21 protein-coding genes are annotated in these 21,575 nt (G+C 65.0%); 13 read left to right on the top strand and 8 right to left on the bottom strand.

Annotated features, from left to right (window positions below; all coding sequences use genetic code 11):
* Positions 1-151 precede the first annotated feature (151 nt).
* From ILT42_RS14330 to ILT42_RS14340, 3 genes are all read left to right on the top strand, one after another.
* On the top strand, positions 152-2,665 hold the full coding sequence (locus tag ILT42_RS14330) for a heavy metal translocating P-type ATPase (protein WP_324617739.1): 2,514 nt from the start codon (positions 152-154) through the stop codon (positions 2,663-2,665).
* A gap of 19 nt (positions 2,666-2,684) precedes the next feature.
* Positions 2,685-3,092: a Cu(I)-responsive transcriptional regulator gene (gene cueR / locus ILT42_RS14335; protein WP_204216303.1), complete on the top strand. Its 408-nt coding sequence runs from the start codon at positions 2,685-2,687 to the stop codon at positions 3,090-3,092.
* A gap of 319 nt (positions 3,093-3,411) precedes the next feature.
* Positions 3,412-3,567, top strand: coding sequence for a hypothetical protein (locus ILT42_RS14340; protein ID WP_204216304.1), 156 nt, complete (start codon positions 3,412-3,414; stop codon positions 3,565-3,567).
* Between the two features lie 76 nt (positions 3,568-3,643).
* On the opposite strand, the gene ILT42_RS14345 is transcribed toward ILT42_RS14340, so the two are convergent.
* Positions 3,644-4,024 (bottom strand): hypothetical protein, encoded by a 381-nt coding sequence (locus ILT42_RS14345; protein ID WP_204216305.1) that lies wholly within the window; start codon positions 4,022-4,024, stop codon positions 3,644-3,646.
* A 171-nt stretch (positions 4,025-4,195) separates the two neighbouring features.
* Between ILT42_RS14345 and ILT42_RS14350 the strand changes: the two genes are divergently transcribed.
* Positions 4,196-5,662, top strand: coding sequence for a protein adenylyltransferase SelO (locus tag ILT42_RS14350; RefSeq protein ID WP_204216306.1), 1,467 nt, complete (start codon positions 4,196-4,198; stop codon positions 5,660-5,662).
* 3 nt (positions 5,663-5,665) lie between these two features.
* On the opposite strand, the gene ILT42_RS14355 is transcribed toward ILT42_RS14350, so the two are convergent.
* Together ILT42_RS14355 and folE are read right to left on the bottom strand one after the other, a co-directional pair.
* The gene (locus ILT42_RS14355) at positions 5,666-6,166 is read right to left on the bottom strand and encodes a 6-pyruvoyl trahydropterin synthase family protein (RefSeq protein ID WP_204216307.1); all 501 of its coding nucleotides are present in this window, start codon (positions 6,164-6,166) and stop codon (positions 5,666-5,668) included.
* A gap of 54 nt (positions 6,167-6,220) precedes the next feature.
* Complete coding sequence (gene folE, locus ILT42_RS14360; protein WP_204216308.1) at positions 6,221-6,832, bottom strand: GTP cyclohydrolase I; 612 nt, start codon at positions 6,830-6,832, stop codon at positions 6,221-6,223.
* A 285-nt stretch (positions 6,833-7,117) separates the two neighbouring features.
* Here folE and ILT42_RS14365 point away from each other — a divergent pair, with 285 nt between their 5' ends.
* Together ILT42_RS14365 and ILT42_RS14370 are read left to right on the top strand one after the other, a co-directional pair.
* Positions 7,118-7,615, top strand: coding sequence for a molybdopterin-dependent oxidoreductase (locus ILT42_RS14365; RefSeq protein ID WP_204216309.1), 498 nt, complete (start codon positions 7,118-7,120; stop codon positions 7,613-7,615).
* A 31-nt stretch (positions 7,616-7,646) separates the two neighbouring features.
* On the top strand, positions 7,647-10,058 hold the full coding sequence (locus tag ILT42_RS14370) for a putative bifunctional diguanylate cyclase/phosphodiesterase (protein ID WP_204216310.1): 2,412 nt from the start codon (positions 7,647-7,649) through the stop codon (positions 10,056-10,058).
* Positions 10,059-10,063: 5 nt separating this feature from the next.
* Here ILT42_RS14370 and ILT42_RS14375 read toward each other — a convergent pair whose 3' ends face one another.
* Positions 10,064-10,798, bottom strand: coding sequence for a Crp/Fnr family transcriptional regulator (locus ILT42_RS14375; protein ID WP_204216311.1), 735 nt, complete (start codon positions 10,796-10,798; stop codon positions 10,064-10,066).
* 317 nt (positions 10,799-11,115) lie between these two features.
* Here ILT42_RS14375 and ILT42_RS22890 point away from each other — a divergent pair, with 317 nt between their 5' ends.
* The 4 genes from ILT42_RS22890 to ILT42_RS14395 all read left to right on the top strand — a co-directional run bounded on the left by ILT42_RS22890 (position 11,116) and on the right by ILT42_RS14395 (position 15,603).
* Positions 11,116-12,645, top strand: a complete 1,530-nt coding sequence (locus ILT42_RS22890; RefSeq protein ID WP_324617740.1) for a cellulase family glycosylhydrolase — start codon at positions 11,116-11,118, stop codon at positions 12,643-12,645.
* A gap of 316 nt (positions 12,646-12,961) precedes the next feature.
* Positions 12,962-13,891 (top strand): dihydrodipicolinate synthase family protein, encoded by a 930-nt coding sequence (locus ILT42_RS14385; RefSeq protein ID WP_204216312.1) that lies wholly within the window; start codon positions 12,962-12,964, stop codon positions 13,889-13,891.
* 5 nt (positions 13,892-13,896) lie between these two features.
* Positions 13,897-14,907: a 4-hydroxyproline epimerase gene (locus tag ILT42_RS14390; RefSeq protein WP_204216313.1), complete on the top strand. Its 1,011-nt coding sequence runs from the start codon at positions 13,897-13,899 to the stop codon at positions 14,905-14,907.
* A 3-nt stretch (positions 14,908-14,910) separates the two neighbouring features.
* Positions 14,911-15,603 carry a GntR family transcriptional regulator gene (locus ILT42_RS14395; RefSeq protein WP_204216314.1) on the top strand — a complete coding sequence of 231 codons (693 nt, stop codon included), beginning with the start codon at positions 14,911-14,913 and terminating at the stop codon, positions 15,601-15,603.
* Positions 15,604-15,679: 76 nt separating this feature from the next.
* Here ILT42_RS14395 and ILT42_RS14400 read toward each other — a convergent pair whose 3' ends face one another.
* Complete coding sequence (locus ILT42_RS14400) at positions 15,680-16,072, bottom strand: PRC-barrel domain-containing protein (protein WP_204216315.1); 393 nt, start codon at positions 16,070-16,072, stop codon at positions 15,680-15,682.
* A gap of 216 nt (positions 16,073-16,288) precedes the next feature.
* Here ILT42_RS14400 and ILT42_RS14405 point away from each other — a divergent pair, with 216 nt between their 5' ends.
* Positions 16,289-16,525 carry a BrnA antitoxin family protein gene (locus ILT42_RS14405; protein WP_204216316.1) on the top strand — a complete coding sequence of 79 codons (237 nt, stop codon included), beginning with the start codon at positions 16,289-16,291 and terminating at the stop codon, positions 16,523-16,525.
* A gap of 36 nt (positions 16,526-16,561) precedes the next feature.
* On the opposite strand, the gene ILT42_RS14410 is transcribed toward ILT42_RS14405, so the two are convergent.
* Positions 16,562-16,984 carry a hypothetical protein gene (locus ILT42_RS14410; RefSeq protein WP_204216317.1) on the bottom strand — a complete coding sequence of 141 codons (423 nt, stop codon included), beginning with the start codon at positions 16,982-16,984 and terminating at the stop codon, positions 16,562-16,564.
* Positions 16,985-17,269: 285 nt separating this feature from the next.
* On the opposite strand from ILT42_RS14410, the gene ILT42_RS14415 reads away from it, so the two are divergent.
* Together ILT42_RS14415 and ILT42_RS14420 are read left to right on the top strand one after the other, a co-directional pair.
* Positions 17,270-17,698, top strand: coding sequence for a PRC-barrel domain-containing protein (locus ILT42_RS14415; protein ID WP_204216318.1), 429 nt, complete (start codon positions 17,270-17,272; stop codon positions 17,696-17,698).
* Between the two features lie 82 nt (positions 17,699-17,780).
* On the top strand, positions 17,781-19,202 hold the full coding sequence (locus ILT42_RS14420; protein WP_204216319.1) for an alpha,alpha-trehalose-phosphate synthase (UDP-forming): 1,422 nt from the start codon (positions 17,781-17,783) through the stop codon (positions 19,200-19,202).
* Positions 19,203-19,227: 25 nt separating this feature from the next.
* Here the strand turns inward: ILT42_RS14420 and ILT42_RS14425 are convergent, their stop codons facing one another.
* Positions 19,228-20,514 (bottom strand): amylo-alpha-1,6-glucosidase, encoded by a 1,287-nt coding sequence (locus ILT42_RS14425; protein ID WP_204216320.1) that lies wholly within the window; start codon positions 20,512-20,514, stop codon positions 19,228-19,230.
* Positions 20,511-21,575, bottom strand: coding sequence for an ABC transporter ATP-binding protein (locus tag ILT42_RS14430; RefSeq protein ID WP_204216321.1), 1,065 nt, complete (start codon positions 21,573-21,575; stop codon positions 20,511-20,513). Before ILT42_RS14430 ends, ILT42_RS14425 begins: the two co-directional genes overlap by 4 nt.

The raw sequence follows: 21,575 nt of genomic DNA on the forward strand, positions 1-21,575 counted from the left end.
ACGAGGCGCCCTCTGTTCGAAGGGGGCGCCTTTTTCTTGCGCACTGATAGCAAGCGCGGCTCCATCCGGGAAACTCGTCCATTTTCGATCTTGACCTTCCTATGATGGGAAGGTTTAGACAGGAGGCCGTCTGGACTTCAAGGATCCTGCCGTGACGGATACGAACGCCCGCCCCATCCTATCGCCTGTCGAGGTCCTGGATATCACCATCCGGGGGATGAGCTGTGCCTCCTGCGTCGGACGGGTCGAGCGGGCGGTTCGGGCCGTCGATGGGGTGGAGGATGTCGCGGTCAACATCGCCACTGAGGGAGCCCGCGTGTCCTTCAGGGGGGCGCGGGGGGCCGGAATCCTCGAGGCCATTCGGTCTTCCGGTTACGAGCCCGAAGAGCACCAGGCCGAGCTGACGATTCGGGGAATGAGCTGCGCCGCCTGCGTCGGACGCATCGAACGGATCCTGAAAGCCGTGCCGGGCGTGACCGGGGCGAGCGTGAACCTCGCGACGGAGCGAGCCCGCGTCACCTTCGTTGGCCGTGACGACGTGGCGGCGGATGCGGCCGAGGCCGTGACGGCCTCGGGCTACGAGGCCAGGGTCGTGACCGCAAACCAGCCTGCGGGCGGCGCGGACGAAGCGCGGACAGCCGACCTCGCCGCTCTTCGCGGCTCCCTCATCATCGCCACCCTGGCGACCCTGCCGCTCATGGTCATCGAGATGGGTTCGCACCTGTCCGACGGCCTCCACCATGCCCTGGCGGACGGGCTGGGGGAGGGGATGGCCGGAGCCATCGCCTTCATCCTCGCCAGCATCGTACTCCTGGGGCCGGGACGGGTTTTCTACCGCAGAGGGTTCCTGGCGCTGCTGCGGGGGGCTCCCGACATGAACTCCTTGGTGATGCTCGGCACCGGAACGGCCTATCTCTACTCCACCGTGGCCGCTTTCCTGCCGTCGCTGCTCCCCGAGGGTCTCGCCCACACCTATTTCGAGGCCGGGGCCGTGATCGTCACCCTGGTCCTGCTGGGCCGCTACCTGGAGGGGCGGGCACGGGGACGGGCCGGGTCCGCCATCCGAGGGCTTCTCACGCTCCAGCCGCCGGTCGCTCGGGCCGTCCGCGACGGGCGGGCAGAGGACGTGACGGCGGATTCGCTCCGGGTGGGCGACATGGTGATCGTCCGACCCGGCGAACGCATTCCCGTGGACGGAGACGTGGTCTCGGGATCGTCCTACGTGGACGAGTCCATGATCACGGGGGAGCCTGTGCCGTCCGGGAAGGGTTCCGGGTCGTCCGTGGTCGGCGGAACCGTCAACGGAGCCGGAACCCTGACCCTGAAGGCCACCAAGGTCGGACGCGACACGGTGCTGGCCCAGATCGTCCGGACCGTGGAAGAGGCGCAGGCCTCGAAGCTGCCGATCCAGGCTCTCGTCGATCGGATCACCCTGTGGTTCGTGCCGGCCATCATCGCCTGCGCATCGCTGACGCTTCTTGTCTGGCTCCTGTTCGGGCCCGACGCGTCTCTTGGCCTCGCGGTCGTCAACGCGGTGGCGGTGCTGATCGTGGCCTGCCCCTGCGCCATGGGGCTCGCAACGCCCACCTCGATCATGGTCGGCACCGGCAAGGCCGCCGAACTCGGCATCCTGTTCCGCAGGGGCGATGCGCTCCAAGCCCTGCGCGACGCCCGGGTCGTGGCCCTGGACAAGACCGGGACGCTCACCGAGGGACGCCCGGCGCTGACCGGGATCGAGGCGAACGACGGTTTCGACGAGAACGAGGTTCTCGCCCTCGCGGCGTCCGTCGAGGCGCGCTCCGAACATCCCATCGCGCAGGCCATCGTGGCGGAGGCGCGCCGGCGAGGATTGCCCCTGGTCGAGCCGGCCGCGTTCGAGGCCGTTCCGGGCTTCGGCATCGAGGCCGAGGTCGCGAGCCGTCGTCTCGCCATCGGAGCGGATCGCCTCATGCGCCGGAAAGGCCATGACCTGGCGGCCGGCGCACAGGCGGCGCAGGACATGTCCCGGAAGGGGCACACGCCGGTCTATGTATCGGTCGACGGACGGCTTGCGGCCGTTCTGGCGGTGTCCGACCGCATCAAGGACACCACCGCGCCAGCCCTCGAGGATCTGCGGCGCATGGGGCTCAGGGTCGTCATGATCACGGGCGACAATCGGGCCACGGCGGACGTAGTCGCGCGGCGTCTGGGGATCGACGAGGTGTTGGCCGAGGTGGTGCCCGCCGGCAAGGCCGAGGCCGTGAGGAGGCTCCAGGCGGGAGGCGATGCCGTGGCCTTCGTGGGCGACGGCATCAACGATGCCCCAGCCTTGGCCCAGGCCGATATCGGCATCGCCATCGGCACCGGAACCGACATCGCCATCGAGGCCGCCGACGTGGTGCTCATGTCCGGCGACCTGCGCAACGTTGCCCGCGCGGTCGCCTTGTCGCAGGCCACCCTGCGCAACATCCGCCAGAATCTCGCCTGGGCCTTCGGCTACAACGTCGTGCTGATCCCGGTCGCGGCGGGAGCACTGTATCCGGCTTTCGGGATCCTGCTCTCGCCCATGTTGGCCGGGCTTGCCATGGCCCTGTCGAGCGTGAGCGTCGTCGGCAATGCCCTGCGGCTGAAGCGGTTCCGGATGCCGGTCTCGCCCGGCGTCCCGGCTGTGCGGGCGAGCGAATGACAGAGCAGGAGGCCATGCGATGAATATCGGCGAAGCCGCGCGCGTCTCGGGCGTCTCGGCCAAGATGGTGCGCTACTATGAAAGCATCGGCCTCATTCGGTCGGTCACGCGCACCCAGAGCGGATACCGGGTCTACAGCGACGACGATGTTCATGCCCTGCGTTTCATCCGCCGCGCCAGGAGTCTCGGCTTTTCGGTGGACGAGACATCGCAGTTGCTGGCCTTGTGGCACGACAAGTCCCGCGCAAGCGCCGACGTCAAGGCGTTCGCGCTCAAGCATGTGGCGGAGCTTGAGACGAAGATCGCCGAGCTGCAGGCCATGAGCCGCACGCTGCAGCACCTGGCGAGCCATTGCCACGGCAACGACAGGCCCGATTGCCCCATCTTGGACGACCTAGCCGACGACTCGTCTCGCGCGTCTCGGTGATCGGCGCTGCCGCTGCCTCAGGTCGATGCGGGCGGCACCGGATGGGCGGCGTCCGATCGGGGAGCCGTTCGCGGGAGATCAGTCCCGACGCCCTTGCGTTCGAGGACGCGACGTCCTATATCGGGTCTGTCAACCGAAGTTGTTCGGCCTATGCTCCGCTGCTCGTCGATAGAGCCCGTGAGCCTCTTTTCCGCTAGCATTGAAGTTTGACGGCCACGCCATAAATGCCGTGGCCCATCCGTCGTTTTGCTCCGCAATCGATTATCAAGAACCAACAACGTCGCACGGCCCGACCGGCCTCAGCGGCTCAAGGAACGCTATGCACACCCGCACTCCCATCAAACCCGTCAAGGCCATGCCGCGTCCTCTTTCGGCCAAGCCTTCTCCCCGCAAGGCCATGCCTTCGTGGAAGCCCCAGGTGCCGAACCTGACGCGCGACGAAATTCGTGAGATCGTGATCGATCTCATCGGCTGATCGAGCGGCCTGACGAAAAAAGCCGGAGCAATGGCCTCCGGCTGCTCGCTTCTCCTCGGGATCCCTGGATCCCCAATCAGACCTGAAGGCGGGCAAGGTTTTCGCGGTCGCGCCCCTGTCGGGCCTTGTGCTCCCTCTCCCGCGCCGGCCGGGACCGTTGCCACATGTAGATCCCCAACGGAAGCGCCAGCGCCGCGAGGCCCAAAAGGACAGTGACCACCGACAGTCCGCCCGCATCCGAGCGGGGATGCCCCATCACGCGATCAAGGGGATTGGAGCGCCGTGGCCCGTCGTCGCCGACGACATCGCGGTAGTCCATGGCCGAACCGCCGGTGCCATACCCCGCGCTGTCGCCGTAATCCCGTTCGGAAGGGGAGGCCTCAAGCCGGGTTGCCCTTGCATCCTCGATCGGAGCCTCTCTGAAATCGCCCGCCGCGTCCTGCCGTGATGTCGTCATGGGGTCCTCGTCTCACCGCGAAACGCCCGGCCTGAGAAGCCAAAACGTGCGGGCCTAACCGGACGCCGGGCCGTTTTGTTCCGAAGCTGTGCCGAGGCCTGCCCGAAACGATCCGTGCCGATTTCCGGTCGGATGCGTTAGTCCACCAGCTGCAACAATCGTGTCATCTCCATGCCCCCATCCCCCGTCTACCGTCCCGCCATGCGCCACGGCGATCTGGGCTCCGAATTCTTCGATGTGGTTCGGGCCGCGTCGTTCCCCCGGCACCTCCTGCGATACCGCAATCAGCGCTGGGCCGAGCGGGTCGGGCTCGGCACCCTGACGGAGACGGAGTGGCTCGATCATTTCGGGCGGTTCGAGCCCCTTCAGGGCAGTTTCCCGGAGCCCCTGGCGCTGCGCTATCACGGCCATCAGTTCCGATCGTACAACCCCGATCTCGGAGACGGCCGCGGGTTTCTGTTCGCCCAGCTTCATGATCTTCGGGACGGTCGGCTTCTCGACCTCGCCACCAAGGGCAGCGGCCAGACCCCCTGGTCGCGTCACGCGGACGGACGGCTGACCCTCAAGGGTGGCGTCCGGGAAATCCTCGCCACCGAAATGCTCGAGGCGCTGGGTGTCGAGACGTCGAAATCCTTCAGTCTCGTCGAAACCGGCGAGGAGCTCGAGCGGGGCGACGAGCCGTCGCCCACCCGCGCCTCGGTGCTGGTTCGCTTGAGCCATTCCCATATCCGGATCGGGACCTTCCAGCGTCTTCTGTTTCGGGACGACAGCTCCAATCTCGGAAAATTGCTCGACTACACCGTCGAGACCTATTTCCCGGGCCTCTGGCGGGACGACCGGGCTCAGAGGGCCAAAGCCTTCCTTGAAGAGGTCTGCCGCCGGGTCGCCCGCATGGGCGCCGAGTGGATGACCGCCGGCTTCGTGCATGGCGTGCTCAATACGGACAATATCAACGTCACGGGCGAGAGCTTCGACTACGGTCCATGGCGCTTCCTGCCGGCCTACGACCCGGCCTTCACGGCCGCCTATTTCGACCAGACCGGACTCTATGCGTTCGGCCGGCAGCCGGACGCCCTGCTGTGGAACCTCTACCGGCTCGCCGAATGCCTGCTGCCGCTGGCGCCCCAGGCGGAGCTCGAGGCCGCTCTGGCGGCGTTCGAACCGGCCCTTCACGAGGCCTTCGCGGCCCATCTCCTGCGCCGCCTCGGGCTTGCTTCCGCGGGTCCTTCGCGGGACGCGGCCCTGGCCCGTGCCCTGTGGACCTTTCTGTTGGAATCGAAAGCCCCGTTTGAGCAGACGTTCTTCGACTGGTACGGGGGGCTCGCGAGCGCGAGGCGAGCTCAGGAGGGACCCTCCCTCAGCTACTATGCCCATCCGGCTTTCGAGCCGGTGCTGGCTGCCATGGACGGCTTCACGCCGGTCCAGGGGCTGAACCTGGACGATCCGTACTTCGCGGGCGCCCGGCCCTGCACGATGCTGATCGACGAGGTCGAGGCGATCTGGGATCCGATCGCGGCCCGGGACGACTGGTCGGCGCTGGAGACGAAAATCGAGGCGATCCGGGCGATGGGGCGGGCTTATGGGGCCGAGGCCGGCGTCGATCCGTCTCCGGTACCCGGACAGGCGGGCCCGTTCTGAGCTTCAGCGGGCGTAGACCGCCGAGTTGCCGGCGTGCTCCCGCACTTCCACACTCTCGAGCCAGACCCGCCCTCCGGTCTCCTTCTGCACGAAGGCCAGGACGTAGTCGAAGACGTAGCGGGCCGTCGCTTCGCAGCCGACGGAGGGCATGAGCCGCACGTCGGCGAGGCCGAGCCGTCCCAATTCCTCCAGACGGCCGCGCTCCGGGTCGTCCTCGGCCACCAGCATCGTGTGGTCGAACATGTGCTTGAGCCACTCCTTGACGGGCTTGAGACCGCCGAAATCATAGCACCAGTTGCGCTCGTCGAGCTGATGGGTGGCGAAAACGAACTTGAAAGCCAGGGCGTAGCCGTGGATCAGGCTGCAATGGGAATGGGTCGCCCGCCACTGGCGGAAGCAGCACGACAGACCCTCGTTGTGATCGTAGGTCTTGGTCGAACGATAGATCTCCCGCCCCGGCATCCCCGGGACGTCGAGCTTCGAGAGGCCAGCCGCTTGGTTCACGCGCGTCTCCTGGTGCTTCCGTCCTTCGGGGATAGGTTCACTCGGGGGATAGGTTCACTCGGCGGCGCTGCGGTCCAGAGCGATGCACTCGTTCAGGAACTCATTCTTAAGATCGGCGGATTCCGCCAGCTGTCCCCAGTAATACGTGTTGACCATCCGGCTGCGCCGGGTGGCCCTGACACCGCGCTGGGTCTTGCACATATGGACGGCGCTGATGCGCACCGCGAGACCGCGGGGCTTGGTCATGTCGACGATGTACTGGCCGATCTGCTTGACCATCTCCTCTTGGATCTGGAGACGCGACGCGAAATGGTCGACGATCCGATCGTACTTGGACAGGCCGATGATCTTGCCCTCGGCCGACGGGAGAATGCCCACATAGGCGTGCCCGTAGATCGGCATGAGGTGATGGGCGCACATGGACCGCACATCCAGAGGACCCGTCACGATCAACTGGTCGTAGGCTTGAGCGTTGTCGAATTCCGTGATGCGGGGCGGCGCGGTATAGCGGCCCTGAAGGATTTCCTCGACATACATCTTGGCCACGCGCTGGGGGGTGTCGCGGGTGTTGTGATCGTTCTGGTGATCGATGTGCAGGATGTCGAACAGTTCTTCGAGTTTGCGAGCGGCGGCAGAAATCATAGCCTCGCGCTCGGCTTCATTCATTGGCTCATCCATGGCCTCATTGCAGAGGCGGGCTTGATTCACCTTACGGACATAGAAATTCATGGCGAGCCTGCTTGTTTTATTATATGAATACAGCGCTTTAAGCTGTTGTTTGAGTTGGTAGACTCCGGTTGACAAGAGCCTGACGCAGAAGGCTATATACTAATTCTGCGACATTTAAACTCTATTATAAGAATAAAAATTAACTTAACGCAAAGTTATAAGGGTGAATGTCGGAAGGTAGAACGAGGGGGCAAAATGCTTACTGCTAAGTTGAACCGTACAATGCTAAGTTTCCTGGCCGGTCTGGGAGCACTGCTCGTTGCCGTCACGGCCCAGGCCGGGTCTCTTGCGACGCCCACCGAGAAGCCTATCCTGACAATCTCTGGCAAGATCGACACGACGAACAAGGACGGGACCGCCCAGTTCGACCGGCCCATGCTGGAAGCCCTGGGAATGACCACCATCGAGACCACGACGCCGTGGTACAGCGGCCCGGTCAAGTTCGAGGGCGTGTCTCTCAGCAAGCTCATGAAGCAGGTCGGCGCGTCGGGCGAACGGGTCTCGATCGTGGCCCTCAACGATTACAGCAGCGAGATCCCCATTGAGGATTTCGAGAAATACAACGTCATCCTGGCGGTCAAGCGCAACGGCGAATACATGCCGGTTCGGGACAAGGGCCCGCTCTTCATCGTCTATCCGTTCGATTCCAATCCGGACCTGAAAAGCCAAACCTTCTACAGCCGGTCCGTGTGGCAGGTTGCCAAGATCGTGGTGAAGTAACGGAGCCGATCAGTCTCTGGAGGCTGGGCATTTGTCGCTGCGCATACTCAAACTTGTGCTGACGATTGTCATCAGCTTCTTCGTGCTGTCGGCAGGCTACATCTCCTGGCTGACCGTCGAGCGGCAGACCGCATTGCAGCATGTATCCCGGTACAACACCTCCTGGCTCGCGAGCCAGGCGGTGTCCGAGTTCATGCGCCTGCAGCACCGCATCAGCGCCTATGGGCTTCCCGGCAGCAGCGTCGACAAGGAGGAAGTGCAACTGCGCTTCGACATCCTGGCGAGCCGGGCCAAGCTGCTCAGCGACGGCGAATTCCAGGACTTCGTTCAGCGCGACGCCGAGCGGACCGAAGCCATCCAGAGCCTCAACAGGGCCCTGGCCGAGGCGCAGCCCATCATCGACGACATCGACCAGCCTGGTGCGGTGCAAAAAGCACTGACGATCCTCGATCCGCTCGAGACGAAGCTGACCGGACTGGCATCCGAGGCCAACCATTACGGGGGCCTGCGGGCGGCAGAAGACCGCAACGAGCTTGTGCGCTTGCACTGGCTCTTCTCCAGCCTTGCCGGAGGGCTCATCGTCTGCGGCTTCCTCCTCATCGGCCTGCTGGGCTGGCACAACCGGCTGCTGAGCCGGGCCCATCGGGAGCTGCGCACGCTCGCGGAAGACCTTCAGGCCACCTCCGCCGAACTCGAGAAGGTCAACAAGGCCCTCGGGCATGCCTATGCCGAGCTTCAGCGGCGCAACGAGGTCCTGCAGATCCAGGAGCTGGAGCTGCGAACCCAGAACGAGCGGTTCAACGCGGCCCTCAACAACATGCCCCACGGCCTGTGCATGGCCGACGCCACGGGCCGGATCATCGTCTTCAACGCCCGCTTCGCCCAGCTCTTCGATCTGGAGCGTAACGTCCAGGCGGGGACGACCCTCAAAACCCTTGTCGAGACCGGCGCCAGGGGGCGCGAGGGCGCCGAGGCCCTGCGCCGCATCTGCATCGAGCAGCAGGACCTGATCCGGGATCGCCGGTCCGCCTCGTTCATCCATGAGCAGCCGGACGGCCAAACCTTTTCGATCTCCCATCAGCCCATGATCGGCGGCGGCTGGGTGGCCACCTACGAGGACATCACCGAGCGCCGCCAGGCCGAGTCCCAGATCGCCTACATGGCCCACCACGACGCCTTGACGGATCTGGCGAACCGCATCCTCTTCCGGGAGAAGATGGAACAGGCGCTGGCCGACCAGGCCTTCCGGACGAACAGCCTGGCGGTCCTGTGCCTGGACCTGGACCGCTTCAAGGACGTCAACGACTCCCTCGGCCATGAGACGGGCGACATGCTGCTCAAGATCGTGGCGCAGCGCCTGCGCGACTGCGTCGGCGAGGAGGATGTGGTGGCCCGCCTCGGGGGCGACGAGTTCGCGATCCTGCAGACCTCGGTCTCGGAGCCGCACGACTGCGCGATCCTGGCCGCCAGGGTGGTGGATGCCCTCGGGGCTCCCTACGATCTCGACGGGCAGGAGATCGTCATCGGCACGAGCGTTGGCATCGCCCTCGCGCCGGACGGTCAGGTGGCTACAGACCAGCTCCTCAAGCACGCCGATCTGGCTCTCTACCGGGCCAAGGCCGACGGACGTGGAACCTACCGGTTCTTCGAGCCGGAGATGGACGCCCAGCTCCAGGCCCGGCGCGTGCTGGAGGTCGACCTGCGCAAGGCGCTGGTCAACGGCGAGTTCGAGCTGTTCTACCAGCCGCAGGTCAATATCCGCGCCCACGAGATCAGCGGCTTCGAGGCCTTGCTGCGCTGGCGCCACCCGGAACGGGGTATCGTATCCCCGGCGGAGTTCATCCCGGTGGCGGAGGATATCGGCTTGATCTCGCCCCTTGGCGAATGGGTCATCGAGCAGGCCTGCCAGGAGGCCGTCACCTGGCCCCGCGCCTCCAAGGTGGCCATCAACCTGTCGGCCGTGCAGTTCCGCAGCAAGACGCTGGTCCAATGCGTGAGCAATGCGCTGGCGCGCTCGGGTCTCGATCCCAACCGCCTTGAGCTGGAGATTACGGAATCCGTCCTGCTCCAGGACAACGAAGCCATACTGGCCATCCTCTACCGCCTGCGGGAGCTGGGCGTTCGCATCGCCATGGACGATTTCGGAACGGGCTATTCGTCGTTGAGCTACCTGCGCAGCTTCCCGTTCGACAAGATCAAGATCGATCAGTCCTTCGTGCGGGAGCTTTCATCCCGGGCGGATTGCTTGGCCATCGTGCAGTCGATTACGAGCCTGGGCAACAGCCTGGGCATGTCGACCACTGCCGAGGGCGTCGAGACTGAGGACCAGTATCTCCAGCTCCGCGCCGCCGGCTGTACCGAGGTGCAGGGCTACTACTTCGGACGCCCCAAGCCGGCGCGGGAGCTCATCCACTCGCTGGCCGACATCGCCGAGGTCGCCTGATCGCCTCAAGGGGTGGGCATGTCGGGCGCCGGGCCCAGGATCCGCGCGTGCTCGGCCTCCGCGGCCCCGTAGGCGGCGCCGGCCAGGGCCGCCAGCCCCGCCCGGTCCCGCAGGGTGATGCCGCCTCTCCTGGCCCGAATGGCGCCGGTCCGCTCGATGGAGCGCAACGCCCCCGTGATCCCGGCTCTCCTCACGCCCAGCATGGCCGACAGGAACTCGTGGGTTAGAGGGATATCCTCCCGGTCCACCCGGTCGTGGCGCATGAGGAGCCAACGGGCGAGCCGCTGCTCGATGGTATAGAGGCCGCTGCTCAGGGCTGTCTGGGCGACCTGCGCCAAAAAGGCCTGGGCGAACTTCAGGAAGTGCGCCCGCATGGAGGGGCTGTCTGCGAGAAGGGTTCGCAGATCCTCGACCCGCACGCGCAGCGCCCGGAAAGGCACCTGGACCACCGTGTCGTGAGATGCCACGCCGACGCCGTGAACGATCGCGAGACCCGACATCCCCTCGGGTCCGACGACCCCGATTTCCATGCGTCTCCCGTCGGCCGCCGAAGCGACCACGGAGGCGGCCCCAGGTCCCGGAAAATAGACCGCGTCGATGGCCTCCCCCGACTGCTCGAGGCTGTCGCCGAAATCCAGCGAGACCGGCTCGAGGAGGCCGGCCAGGAGAATGAAATCCGAGGGCGGCAGCGCCGCCAGGAGACGGTTCTGAACCGAGCTGCGGGTCAGGGGCAGCGACATCCCACACGCTCCTTGGACGATACGCCCGCCTTATCCGGCCCTCATCGGCTTGCCCGATCACCGGGCCGAGCCTTTCTGTCACGTCAACGAATGAAGGCCGTCGAAGTTCTGTACGCTATGGTACGTAGAAGTGCGCTATCCCGTCTTATCCGTGTTCCTTTTTCAAGGTTTCCAAAGGTATTGATCGAATAACTCTTAGGTATTAGCAAAAAGACGCGACTTCACCGTTTCCTTACTTTCATAGGAAATCCCTCCTTCGATGTCGCTCATCTCATCAGACAATTCAAATTCAACTGAATGGAATCTAGATGCTTGGAGTGAATATATCCGGTGGTGAGTACAAGGAATCCGGTACTCAATACGGGAAGGACTATATTTTCCCCTCGACCACAGAGATCAATTATTACGCCTCTAAGGGCATGGACGTCATTCGCGTCCCGTTTCAGTGGGAGCGGATGCAGAAGTCCCTCTACGGCAACCTCAACGCCACGGAAGTCGCCCGTCTGAAGGACGTCGTGGCCTATGCAAACAGCAAGGGCGTTGCGGTCGTGCTGGACGCTCATGATTACGGGACACGCAAGGTCAACGGAAAGTCCTACAAGATCGGCGTCGACTCCCAGGCTCCCGCATCCTCCCTCGCCGACTTCTGGGGCAAGATGGCGGCGATCTTCAAGGGCTCGAACGTCCTCTACAACATCATGAACGAGCCGCATTACCAGACGTCGGCGCAGCAGGCTGTCATCAACAACCTCGCCATCAAGGCGATCCGCGACGCAGGCGCCAAGGAAAAGATCCTGGTGCCGGGCTCGAACTGGACCGGCGCCCATTCGTGGGTTTCGGGCAGCAACGACACGGAGGTCGGCCTCAAGACCGTCGATCCGCTCAACAATTATGCCTTCGACGTGCATCAGTATCTGGATTCGGATTCCTCGGGCACCAGCCCGACGGCCGTGTCGACGGAGATCGGCGTCCAGCGCCTCACCAAGATCACCGAGTGGGCCCGAGCCAACAACAAGGACCTGTTCCTCGGCGAGTTCGGCGCGGCCAACAACAAGACCGCGCTTACCGCTCTCGACAAGATGGTCAAGTACATGGACGACAATGCCGATGTGTGGATCGGCGCGACCTATTGGGCCGGCGGCGCCTGGTGGGGCGACTACATGTACTCCATCCAGCCGAAGGACCTGAAAGCCAAGGGCGTCAACGCGACCGACAAGCCCCAGATGGACATCCTGGAGAAGTACGACCTCAAGGACGGCGGCGCCCACTCAGCCTCGGCCCTGACGGTCACGGCGCAGCCGGCTCCGTCCTTGTCCCGCACTGCGATCAACGGCACCGACGGCAACGACAACCTGAAGGGGACGGCAGGCGCCGACGCCATCAAGGGTCTCGCCGGCCATGACACGATCGTCGGCAGGGCCGGTGCCGACGTCCTCGCGGGAGGCGCGGGCAACGACAGGCTTGTCGGAGGCGCGGGCAACGACCGGCTGATCGGCGGTCCGGGTCGCGACAAGCTGACGGGCGGTGCGGGCGACGACATCTTCGTCTTCAATGCGAAGCTCTCGGCCAAGACGAACGTCGACACCATCACGGACTTCAACGTCGACGATGACGTGATCCGGCTGGACAGCGCGGTCTTCACCAAGCTGGCGAAAGCCGGTCCTCTGGCAGCCGGCAACTTCTACAAAGGGCTCGAGGCCCACGACGCCAACGACCGGATCATCTACGACAGCACCACGGGCTCCCTGTCCTACGATGCGGACGGAAATGGCGCCGGTGCCGCGATCAAGTTCGCTCACCTGGCCAAGAACCTGAAGCTCTCGGCCTCCGACTTCGTCGTGATCTGAAACATCTCAGAACCGTATTTTGCGCATCGACAGGGCCCCGAAAGGGGCCCTGTCGCGTTGTTGCACGGTCAATGTTCCACCCTGCCGACCCATTCGATCATGGCGAATCGAATTTGGTCCGGTCCAAGTGCCGCCGCACTTGATAGGCGTCTCAAGAGCGCGAAACCGACTGTACTTCTAGGATCATATTCCCTAACGGCTAAGTTTTTGCGGTTGCGAGGAACTTTTTTCCGGGCGGTGCCCTGCCACGATCTGGCGGCTTGACAGCAATATTTTATACAATCTACAAAATGACGACTTTCAAAGGAGCATCGGAATGGCATTCCAGATCGGCTGGCAGGGCGTTTTCCCGGCAGTGACCACCCAGTTCCACGCGGACCTCAGCCTCGATATCGAAGGAACGCGCCGGGTTATGGATGCGCTCATCCGCGATGGCGTCTCCGGCCTCATCGTTTGCGGCACGGTCGGCGAGAACTGCTCGCTCACGCGCTCCGAGAAGATTGCCATCATGGAAGCCGCCAAGGATGTGGCCCGGGGCCGCGTTCCCGTGATCTGCGGCGTTGCCGAATTCACCACCGCCTTCGCGTCCGAGGTCGCCCGCGAAGCCCAGCGGATCGGTATCGACGGCATCATGGTCATGCCAGCCCTGGTCTATTCCTCCAAGCCCCACGAGACCGCCGCGCACTTCCGGGGCGTCGCCAAGGCCAGCGACCTGCCGGTCATGGTCTACAACAACCCGCCGATCTATAAGAACGACGTGACGCCGGAGATTCTGGCTTCGCTGGCGGATTGCGAGACCATCGTGTGCTTCAAGGAATCCTCCGGCGACACCCGCCGCTTCATCGACGTGCGCAATATGGTCGGCGACCGTTTCGTGATGTTCGCGGGCCTCGACGACGTGGTGGTCGAGAGCGTGATGGTGGGCGCGCAGGGCTGGGTGTCGGGCATGTCCAATGCCTTCCCCTGCGAAGGCGAGACCTTGTTCCGGTTGGCCCGCGACGGCCGTTTCGCCGAAGCGATGCCTCTCTACGAGTGGTTCATGCCGCTCCTGCACCTCGATGCGCGCCCGGATCTCGTCCAGTGCATCAAGCTGTGCGAGCGCATCATGGGCCGCGGCACCGACTTGACCCGTCCGCCACGCCTGGCGCTGGACGACGCGGAGCGCGGCGAGATTGAGTCGATCATGGCCAAGGCCCTGGCGAACCGGCCCGTGCTGCCGGATGTCGGCCTCAGGACGGCAGCCTAAACGTCATGGCACGCCATACCTTCTTCTGCATCGACGGCCATACCTGTGGAAACCCCGTCCGCGTCGTCACGGGCGGGAGCATCCCGCAGCTCCAGGGCGCCAGCATGTTCGAGCGCCGCCAGCATTTCCTGGCGGAGTTCGACTGGATCCGGACCGGATTGATGTTCGAGCCGCGCGGCCACGACATGATGTCGGGATCGATCCTCTACCCGCCGACCCGCCCGGATTGCGACGTGGGCATCCTCTTCATCGAGACCTCCGGGTGCCTGCCCATGTGCGGCCATGGCACCATCGGCACCGTGACCATCGCGTTGGAGCATGGTCTCATCCAGCCGAAAACGCCGGGCCTTTTGAGGCTGGACACGCCCGCCGGCCTCGTCGAGGCCCGATACGAGCAGAACGGCCCCTATATCGAGAGCGTGCGCATCACCAACGTGCCGTCCTTCCTGTATGGCCGCGGCTACGAGGTCGACGTGGAGGGCTTTGGTACGTTGACGGTGGATGTCGCCTATGGCGGCAACTTCTACGCCATCGTGGAGCCGCAAGACCGCTATTCGGACCTTGCGGACGTGGACCCGTCCGACATCCTTCGATGGAGCCTAAGGCTGCGCAAGGCCTTCAACGAGCGCCACCGGATCGTCCATCCGGACAACCCTGCGATCGATCGCCTCACCCATGTGCTATGGACCGGGAAGGCCCAAGGGCCGAACGGCTCGGCACGGAACGCCGTCTTCTATGGCGACAAGGCGATCGACCGCTCACCCTGCGGCACGGGAACGTCCGCCCGCATGGCTCACCTGGCGGCACAGGGAAAGCTCTCGGAGGGCGATGCCTTCGTGCATGAGAGCATCATCGGCTCGACCTTCACGGGCCGCATCGAGGGGCGGACGAAGGTCGGCGACCGGGATGCCATCGTGCCGTCGATCGAGGGCTGGGCGCGGGTCACGGGTTTCAACACCATCGTGATCGACGAGCGGGATCCGTTCGCGCACGGCTTTCAGGTCACGGATCGCTAGGCGATGAACCCCCCGCGGGCCGCGAAGCCTCTTGGACACCGCACCATGGCGCTGGCGGCGGCGGATGCGCTCCGCCAGCGGATCCTCGGCGGCGTCTACCGGGGCGGGCACCAGCTTCGGCAGGACGCGCTCGCGAGCGAGCTCGGGATCAGCCGCATCCCCCTGAGGGAGGCCTTCGTACAGCTCGAGAGCGAGGGTCTCGTGAAGATCCTGCCCCATCGCGGCGCGATCGTATCGGAGACGTCCGTCGATGAGATCGACGAGCTGTTCCAATTGCGGGCACTATTGGAGCCACGCCTGCTCCGTCATTCGGCGCCGCGCCTGACGACGGAGGATCTTGCCGCTCTCGACATGATCCTGAGCGAGTACGATGCCGCCATGCTGTCCGACGACGCCTCGCGGTGGGGCGAACTCAACACCGCCTTCCACCAGCAGCTCTATGCGCGCGCGGAGCAGCCGCGAACCGCCTCCATCGTCGCCACGTTGCTGCAAGGGACCGACCGCTACACACGCATGCAGCTCTCCTTCACGGATGGGCGGGCGCAGGCGCGGGAGGAGCATGCCCGTCTCCTGCAGCTCTGCCGATCCGGCGACGTTGCGGAGGCCTGCGCGCTCTTGACCGCGCATATCCGGCAAGCCGGTCACGCGCTGGAATCGTTCATCCGAAACAGGCAGCCGCAGGATCCCGAATCCTGAGCCTCCTGTCCGTCCCAATGCTGGCCAAAGGAATGGGCCCGCCGAAGCGGGCCTGCTCCGTCGTTTCGCCGAAGGATCAATCCTTCCAACGGCCTTCGTACTTGAACTCGGGAGCCGCCTGGAGCTGCTCCTTGGTGGCGTTGATCGTCCCGCGCCACGCCTTGTCGGCCTCGTTATAGGTCAGCATGACAGCGGACGGGTCCACAACCACATTACGCTCGCCAACCCCAAGGAACCCGCCGACCGAAATCACGTAGCCAACGAGACGGCCTTGGCTGATCACGGCATCCTCGATTTCGCCAACCTTCTCGTTGGCGGCATTGCGCAGGTCCACATCGTCCAGACGGTCGCTGGTGATCGCATCCTGCGGCACCGTCACGAAGTTCGGCGCAGCGGGTGCCGGAGCCTGGGCGAAAGCCGAGCCGGCGAGAGCGGCCGTGGCCGCAAGTGCGATGAGGACGCGTTGCATTCAATGTTCTCCCTGGTGGATGCCATCGGAGAATGCCGCCCCGCCGCTAAGGTTCCGATCCCTCATGCCGATCCGCCGGATCCCTGTCGCTAATCCCGTCGGGCAGCGCTATACTGAGTTCCAAGGGCTCGACCGAGGTCCGACCACGGGTTCGAGCAAGGATCCGACCAAGGGTTCGATGCCCGTCACGCACGCTTATTTCCCAGGGAGATTTCGATGTCCAAGCCGCCGGGCCGCACGCGGCCGAGCGATCCGCGCCAAGCCGCCGAAGCGGCCTTCAAGGCCGTGACCGCGAAGCCCCTGGAGGCTCCGCCCAAGCGGGCGTCCGTTCCGAATGCCAAGGAGACGGTTTCTCTCCGGATCGACCGGGACGTGCTCGATCACTTCCAGGAGGATGGCCCCGGCTGGCAGGAGCGGATCAACGACGCCTTGCGCAAAGCAGCCGGAAAATAAGCCACGGACATCTGATTGGCGTCCGGCCGGAGACCATCAATCGTCGGAGGACGAGGGGTCGACCTGCTGGAGGATGGACCCGACAGGCACCCATCCGGTGCATTGCCGGCTGGTGGGGACGAGGTAGATCCGTCCGTCCTCAACCTCCTCGACGCGGCACGCATAAGCTCGCCGGTCGCCCGGAGGGCGATAGATCACCGTCATTCCGATCTCGAAATCGGTGCCATCTGGAACCGGGTTCGCTGCAGCCGCAGGAACAGGATGCCGCGCGGCCTGAGCGTGCTGATCCCCGCTGCGGGCGCGATAGCGGTCCAGGGCCGTGATGGCGATCCGCGCCCGATCCCTGTAGCGGTCCGACAGGACGCGAATGAGCGATCCATCCTCTCGCCCCGGATACCACGAAGTGCCGCCGATCTTGGCCAGCTCCTCGGCAACAATCTCGATTTCATCGTCAGTCATGGGCATTCTCCGGCCGGGGAAGCGGGTCGGCTGCCAGTCCCCAACACGATGACATTTGTTATTCAATCATGGACTGTGAAGGGGGCGCAATCCTATCCCGAAGAGTCGTTATCCATGGCGCAAAGGCCTTAATGACAAAGGGATATGCTCCTTTGGAATCAAGGCTTTTTCTCTCCGGACGAACAGGGACCGCAGCTTGGCCGGGAACGAAGGGCGCGCGGACCCGTTGGCCTTCGAGACAAAGGGGCGAAAGCCGCTTTCGTGTTTCCATGGTCTGGAGGATGCATGCCCACGAACCTTCCTCAGGAAAGCCGAATCCGCCCCACCGGGTCCATGGAGCTGGATCCCAGCGGCGAAGGTGTCGCCGTCGACGAGACCCGGCGCATGATCGCGTCCAACAAGGTCGAAGGCACGGCCGTCTTCAATGGCCAGGGCGAGGCGTTGGGATCGGTCTACAATTTCATGGTCGACAAGTTTACGGGACAGGTCGGCTACGTCGTCATGTCCTTCGGGGGATTCCTCGGCATCGGAGAGCGCTACCATCCCCTGCCATGGAAGGCGCTGACCTACGACACCACCCTCGGGGGCTATCGGATCGACCTCGACCGGGACAGGCTGGAGGAGGCGCCGAACTACGGGCCCGACGACGATCCTTTCGCGGATCCGGATTACGGGCGCCGCCTCGACGACTATTACGGCCCGGCCCGGATCTGAGGATGTGGAGGGCAGGGGGCTGGGCGTTGCCGCTGAGGCACCATTTGGTTAACGTCCCGCCCAAACAGACGGGAGAGAGTCGTTGCCTCGGCTGGTAGTTGTTTCAAATCGCGTCGCCGTTCCGGACACGTCCGGCAAGAGCGCGGCGGGTGGCCTCGCCGTTGCCCTTAAGGAGGCGTTCCAGTCGAACCGTGGGCTCTGGTTCGGCTGGAGTGGAAAGGTCTCGGCCCACCCGTCGGCCACCCCAAGGATCACCGACCGTGGCCGCGTCCAATACGCCCTGATGGACCTCTCCTCCATCGACCGGCAGGAATACTATAATGGGTTCGCGAACCGGGCCCTCTGGCCCACGATGCACTATCGGATCGGCCTGTCGGAATTCTCGCGGGCCGATTATGCGGGCTACCTCCGGGTGAACCGGACCTTCGCAAATGCGCTCGCTCACATGGTCGAACCCGACGACCTCATCTGGGTCCACGATTATCACCTCATCCCGTTGGCGTCCGAACTGAGGGCCTTGGGGGTGCGCAATTCCATCGGCTACTTCCACCACATTCCCTGGCCCGCCCCGGAGGTTCTGGGCACGCTTCCCGGCAGCCTCGAACTCTTGCGCACGATCGCGGAGTACAACCTCGTCGGCGTTCAGACCGATCGCGACGCGGACAACCTGCGTCGCGGTCTCATCCAAGAGGCTGGCGCCTCGCCAATCGGCCCCGATCGGGTCGGCCTCGGCAAGCTGCGCACCCGCGTCAAAAGCTTTCCCATTGGAATCGACGTCAACGGATTCCAGCAGGCCGCCCGGCGTCCAGGCTCGAACCGGTTGCTCACGCAGACGGCGGCGGGCTTGGGCTCGCGCAAGCTGATCATCGGAGTGGACCGACTGGATTATTCGAAGGGCATCCCGGAGCGCATGGAATCGTTCGAACGCTTCCTGATCGGCAATCCGGATTATCGCGGGCGCGTCACCTACCTGCAGATCGCGCCGACAAGCCGGAGCGAGGTGCCCGAATACGCCACGATCAGCCGTGCCGTGAACGAGACGCTGGGACGCATCAACGGCTCCCTGGGAGAGCCCGGCTGGGTGCCCATCCATTACGTGAGCAACAGCTACCCGCGCTCGATCCTGGCGGGCCTCTACCGGCTGGCTCAAGTTGGACTCGTCACGCCCATGCGGGACGGCATGAACCTCGTCGCGAAGGAGTACGTGGCCGCGCAGAACCCCGACGATCCGGGCGTCCTCGTGCTGTCGAAATTCGCCGGCGCGGCGGAGCAGATGACGGATGCGCTCCTCGTCAACCCCAATGACCGGTTCGAGGTGGCCGAGGCCATTCGCGAGGCGCTCCAGATGGGTTTGGAGGAGAGGATCCGCCGCTGGGAGGGGCTGATGAGCGCATTGCGCGCTTCCGACGTGACCCAATGGGCCGCGACCTTCCTGAAGGACCTCAAACGGAGCGGATCCGGCGCGGGAGTAGGGCGCCGGGAGGGTCAGGAAGCGGCCCAGTAGGGATGCCGCCCTGGGCAGGTGCCGCTCATGAGCGGCGGTTCAGCACCAGGTAGGCGGCAGCCGTCCACGAGAACGTATCGCCACCGAGACCCTCGCCCGTGGTGGGATCGAAGTACTCGCAGAAGCCGGCGCGCTCCATCGCCTGGACGGTTCCGCGCTCGACGCGGCGGGCCGTGTCGTTCAGGCCGTTATGGCGAAGTCCGTCCGCGATCAGCCAATTGATGACGGCCCAGACCGGCCCGCGCCAGTAGCGCCTGGGCTCGAAAGCCGGGGCTGACGGCATCGTGGACGGAACGCCCACCGCCATGCCCTCGCACCAGTGTGCGATCTCCGCGTCGACGGCCTTGCGCTGGGATTGATCGAGCATCACGGCAATCAGCGGGATGAAGCCCGCCTGGGTCGGCGCCGCGATATCCTCGCCGGACACGAGGTCGCGGGAGACGAAGCGGCTCAGGTCATCGCGCCAGCGGCCCGCGAGACCCTTCTCCAGCGTCTCGGCCATGGACGTCAGCTCGGTGGTCTCGTCTGGGAGATCGAGCCTTCGGGCCAGATCGATCAGGTCCCGCGTCGAGCGCGCCAGGATGGCGGTCATCTGCACTTCGGCGACTTTGAACGGCGCCGCCTTCCACTGCTTCGCCGGATCCCATCCGCAATCCCGGTACACGTCGACGAGGTGGATGAAGCGCTGGTAGTCGACATCGCGGGGCCGCATGGATGGGTCCACATGGCCCGTATCCTTGCGCCGGATCGCGGTGGTGGTCGTCGTCGGCACACGCGCCAGGGCCTCGTCCCAAGCCGGGGAATTGTCGCTGCCGCTCTCCCAGGGGTGCAGGATCGCCACCAGTCCGGTCCCTTCGGGATCCCGCGCCGCCAGCCACCAGCGATGGGAGCGGAGCGCGTTGCGGAAGAGCTTGCGCGTCCGCTCCGCGGCGCCGGCATCGCCTGCCGCGACGGCGGCTTCGTGCACATGGCGCAGGGCCATGCCGAAGACGGGCGGCTGCGTGATGCCCGAGGTCGGGATACGGTGCCGGGTGCCCCACACGTCCGGGCCGGGAAAGTAGGTGTCGCTCGGCGCGTGGAAAACGATGTGCGGGATCATCCCGTCGTCCCATTGTCCCTCCGCGAGCCGCTCCAGCTCACGGTAGGCGCGGTCGACGTCGAACGTCGCAAAGCCCATGGCCACGAAGGCCGAATCCCAGTTCCACTGGAACGGGTAGAGCCGTTCGGTGGGCACGGTGTAGCCGCCGCGATCGTTGCGGGCCAGGATCGCGCGGGCGGCCTTCGCCATGTCGGGGCGTGTCATGTCGTTCATCGGGTGGAGTCCTGTGGGCGCGCCAGGGCGCGACCGGTTGAGGTGTCGATCCAGGTGAGGCGGGAGGGATCGACGGTGAGTCCGACGCGCTCGCCCGCACGGACGGTCGCGGTCGGCGGTGCCACGATGCGGGCCGCCTGTCCTTCGATGGAGCCAGTGAGCAGCAGGTGCGAGCCCATGGGCTCGACCACCCGCACGTCGAAGGGGAGGCCGCTGCCGTCGCCGGACAGATGCGCGTCCTCGCCGCGCAGGCCCAGGTCGAGATCGAGCCCTCCAGCGGGCGCCACGAAGCTTACGGGGCCGATCCGCACCGTTCCGCTTTCAGCCTTCACCTTGATGAAGTTCATGGGCGGGTTGCCGATGAAGCCGCCGACGAAGCGGGTGGTGGGGGCTGCGTAGACGCTGAGCGGCGTGTCGATCTGGTCGATCTTGCCGCCATACATGACGGCGATGCGGTCGGCGAGGCCCATGGCCTCGGTCTGGTCGTGGGTGACATAGATCGTGGTCGTTCCCGCCTCGCGCAGGACCGCCTTCAGCTCGGTGCGCATTTCCAGGCGCAGGAGCGCGTCCAGGTTGGAGAGCGGTTCGTCCATCAGGAGCACGGCGGGCTGAACGGCGAGCGCCCTCGCGACGGCCACGCGCTGGCGCTGCCCGCCCGAAAGCTTCGCCGGATAGCGATCGAGATAGGGCTCGATGTGCAAAAGCGCCGCCGCGCGCTCCACCTGGCGCTTGACCTCCGCGTCCGGGACCTTCTTCATCCGCAGCCCGAACGCGACGTTCTCGAACACAGTCATGTGCGGGAACACGGCATAGTTCTGGAACACCATCGCGAGACCGCGCTCGCGGGGGGAGAGCGCGCTGACGTCCCGACCTCCGATGACGATGCGGCCCGAACTCTGGGTCTCGAGCCCCGCGATGATGCGCAGGAGCGTGGTCTTGCCGCATCCGGAGGGTCCCAGGAGTGCGACGAACTCCCCGTCTCCGACGTTCAGCGATACCTCCTGCAAGGCGTGGAAGTCGCCGAAATGCTTGCTGACCCGGTCGATGACGATATCGGCCAT

It is taken from the genome of Microvirga pudoricolor (assembly GCF_016892705.1).
Taxonomy (GTDB): Bacteria; Pseudomonadota; Alphaproteobacteria; order Rhizobiales; family Beijerinckiaceae; genus Microvirga; species Microvirga pudoricolor.

What these genes read in the sequence shown, in the direction of transcription:
- cueR (WP_204216303.1), top strand. Translation starts at nt 2,685, where the DNA reads ATGAATATCGGCGAAGCCGCGCGCGTCTCGGGCGTCTCGGCCAAGATG.
- ILT42_RS14340 (WP_204216304.1), top strand. Translation starts at nt 3,412, where the DNA reads ATGCACACCCGCACTCCCATCAAACCCGTCAAGGCCATGCCGCGTCCT.
- ILT42_RS14345 (WP_204216305.1), bottom strand. Translation starts at nt 4,024, where the DNA reads ATGACGACATCACGGCAGGACGCGGCGGGCGATTTCAGAGAGGCTCCG.
- ILT42_RS14350 (WP_204216306.1), top strand. Translation starts at nt 4,196, where the DNA reads ATGCCCCCATCCCCCGTCTACCGTCCCGCCATGCGCCACGGCGATCTG.
- folE (WP_204216308.1), bottom strand. Translation starts at nt 6,832, where the DNA reads ATGAATGAAGCCGAGCGCGAGGCTATGATTTCTGCCGCCGCTCGCAAA.
- ILT42_RS14365 (WP_204216309.1), top strand. Translation starts at nt 7,118, where the DNA reads ATGCTAAGTTTCCTGGCCGGTCTGGGAGCACTGCTCGTTGCCGTCACG.
- ILT42_RS14375 (WP_204216311.1), bottom strand. Translation starts at nt 10,798, where the DNA reads ATGTCGCTGCCCCTGACCCGCAGCTCGGTTCAGAACCGTCTCCTGGCG.
- ILT42_RS14385 (WP_204216312.1), top strand. Translation starts at nt 12,962, where the DNA reads ATGGCATTCCAGATCGGCTGGCAGGGCGTTTTCCCGGCAGTGACCACC.
- ILT42_RS14390 (WP_204216313.1), top strand. Translation starts at nt 13,897, where the DNA reads ATGGCACGCCATACCTTCTTCTGCATCGACGGCCATACCTGTGGAAAC.
- ILT42_RS14395 (WP_204216314.1), top strand. Translation starts at nt 14,911, where the DNA reads ATGAACCCCCCGCGGGCCGCGAAGCCTCTTGGACACCGCACCATGGCG.
- ILT42_RS14400 (WP_204216315.1), bottom strand. Translation starts at nt 16,072, where the DNA reads ATGCAACGCGTCCTCATCGCACTTGCGGCCACGGCCGCTCTCGCCGGC.
- ILT42_RS14405 (WP_204216316.1), top strand. Translation starts at nt 16,289, where the DNA reads ATGTCCAAGCCGCCGGGCCGCACGCGGCCGAGCGATCCGCGCCAAGCC.
- ILT42_RS14410 (WP_204216317.1), bottom strand. Translation starts at nt 16,984, where the DNA reads ATGACTGACGATGAAATCGAGATTGTTGCCGAGGAGCTGGCCAAGATC.
- ILT42_RS14415 (WP_204216318.1), top strand. Translation starts at nt 17,270, where the DNA reads ATGCCCACGAACCTTCCTCAGGAAAGCCGAATCCGCCCCACCGGGTCC.
- ILT42_RS14425 (WP_204216320.1), bottom strand. Translation starts at nt 20,514, where the DNA reads ATGAACGACATGACACGCCCCGACATGGCGAAGGCCGCCCGCGCGATC.
- ILT42_RS14430 (WP_204216321.1), bottom strand. Translation starts at nt 21,575, where the DNA reads ATGGCCGATATCGTCATCGACCGGGTCAGCAAGCATTTCGGCGACTTC.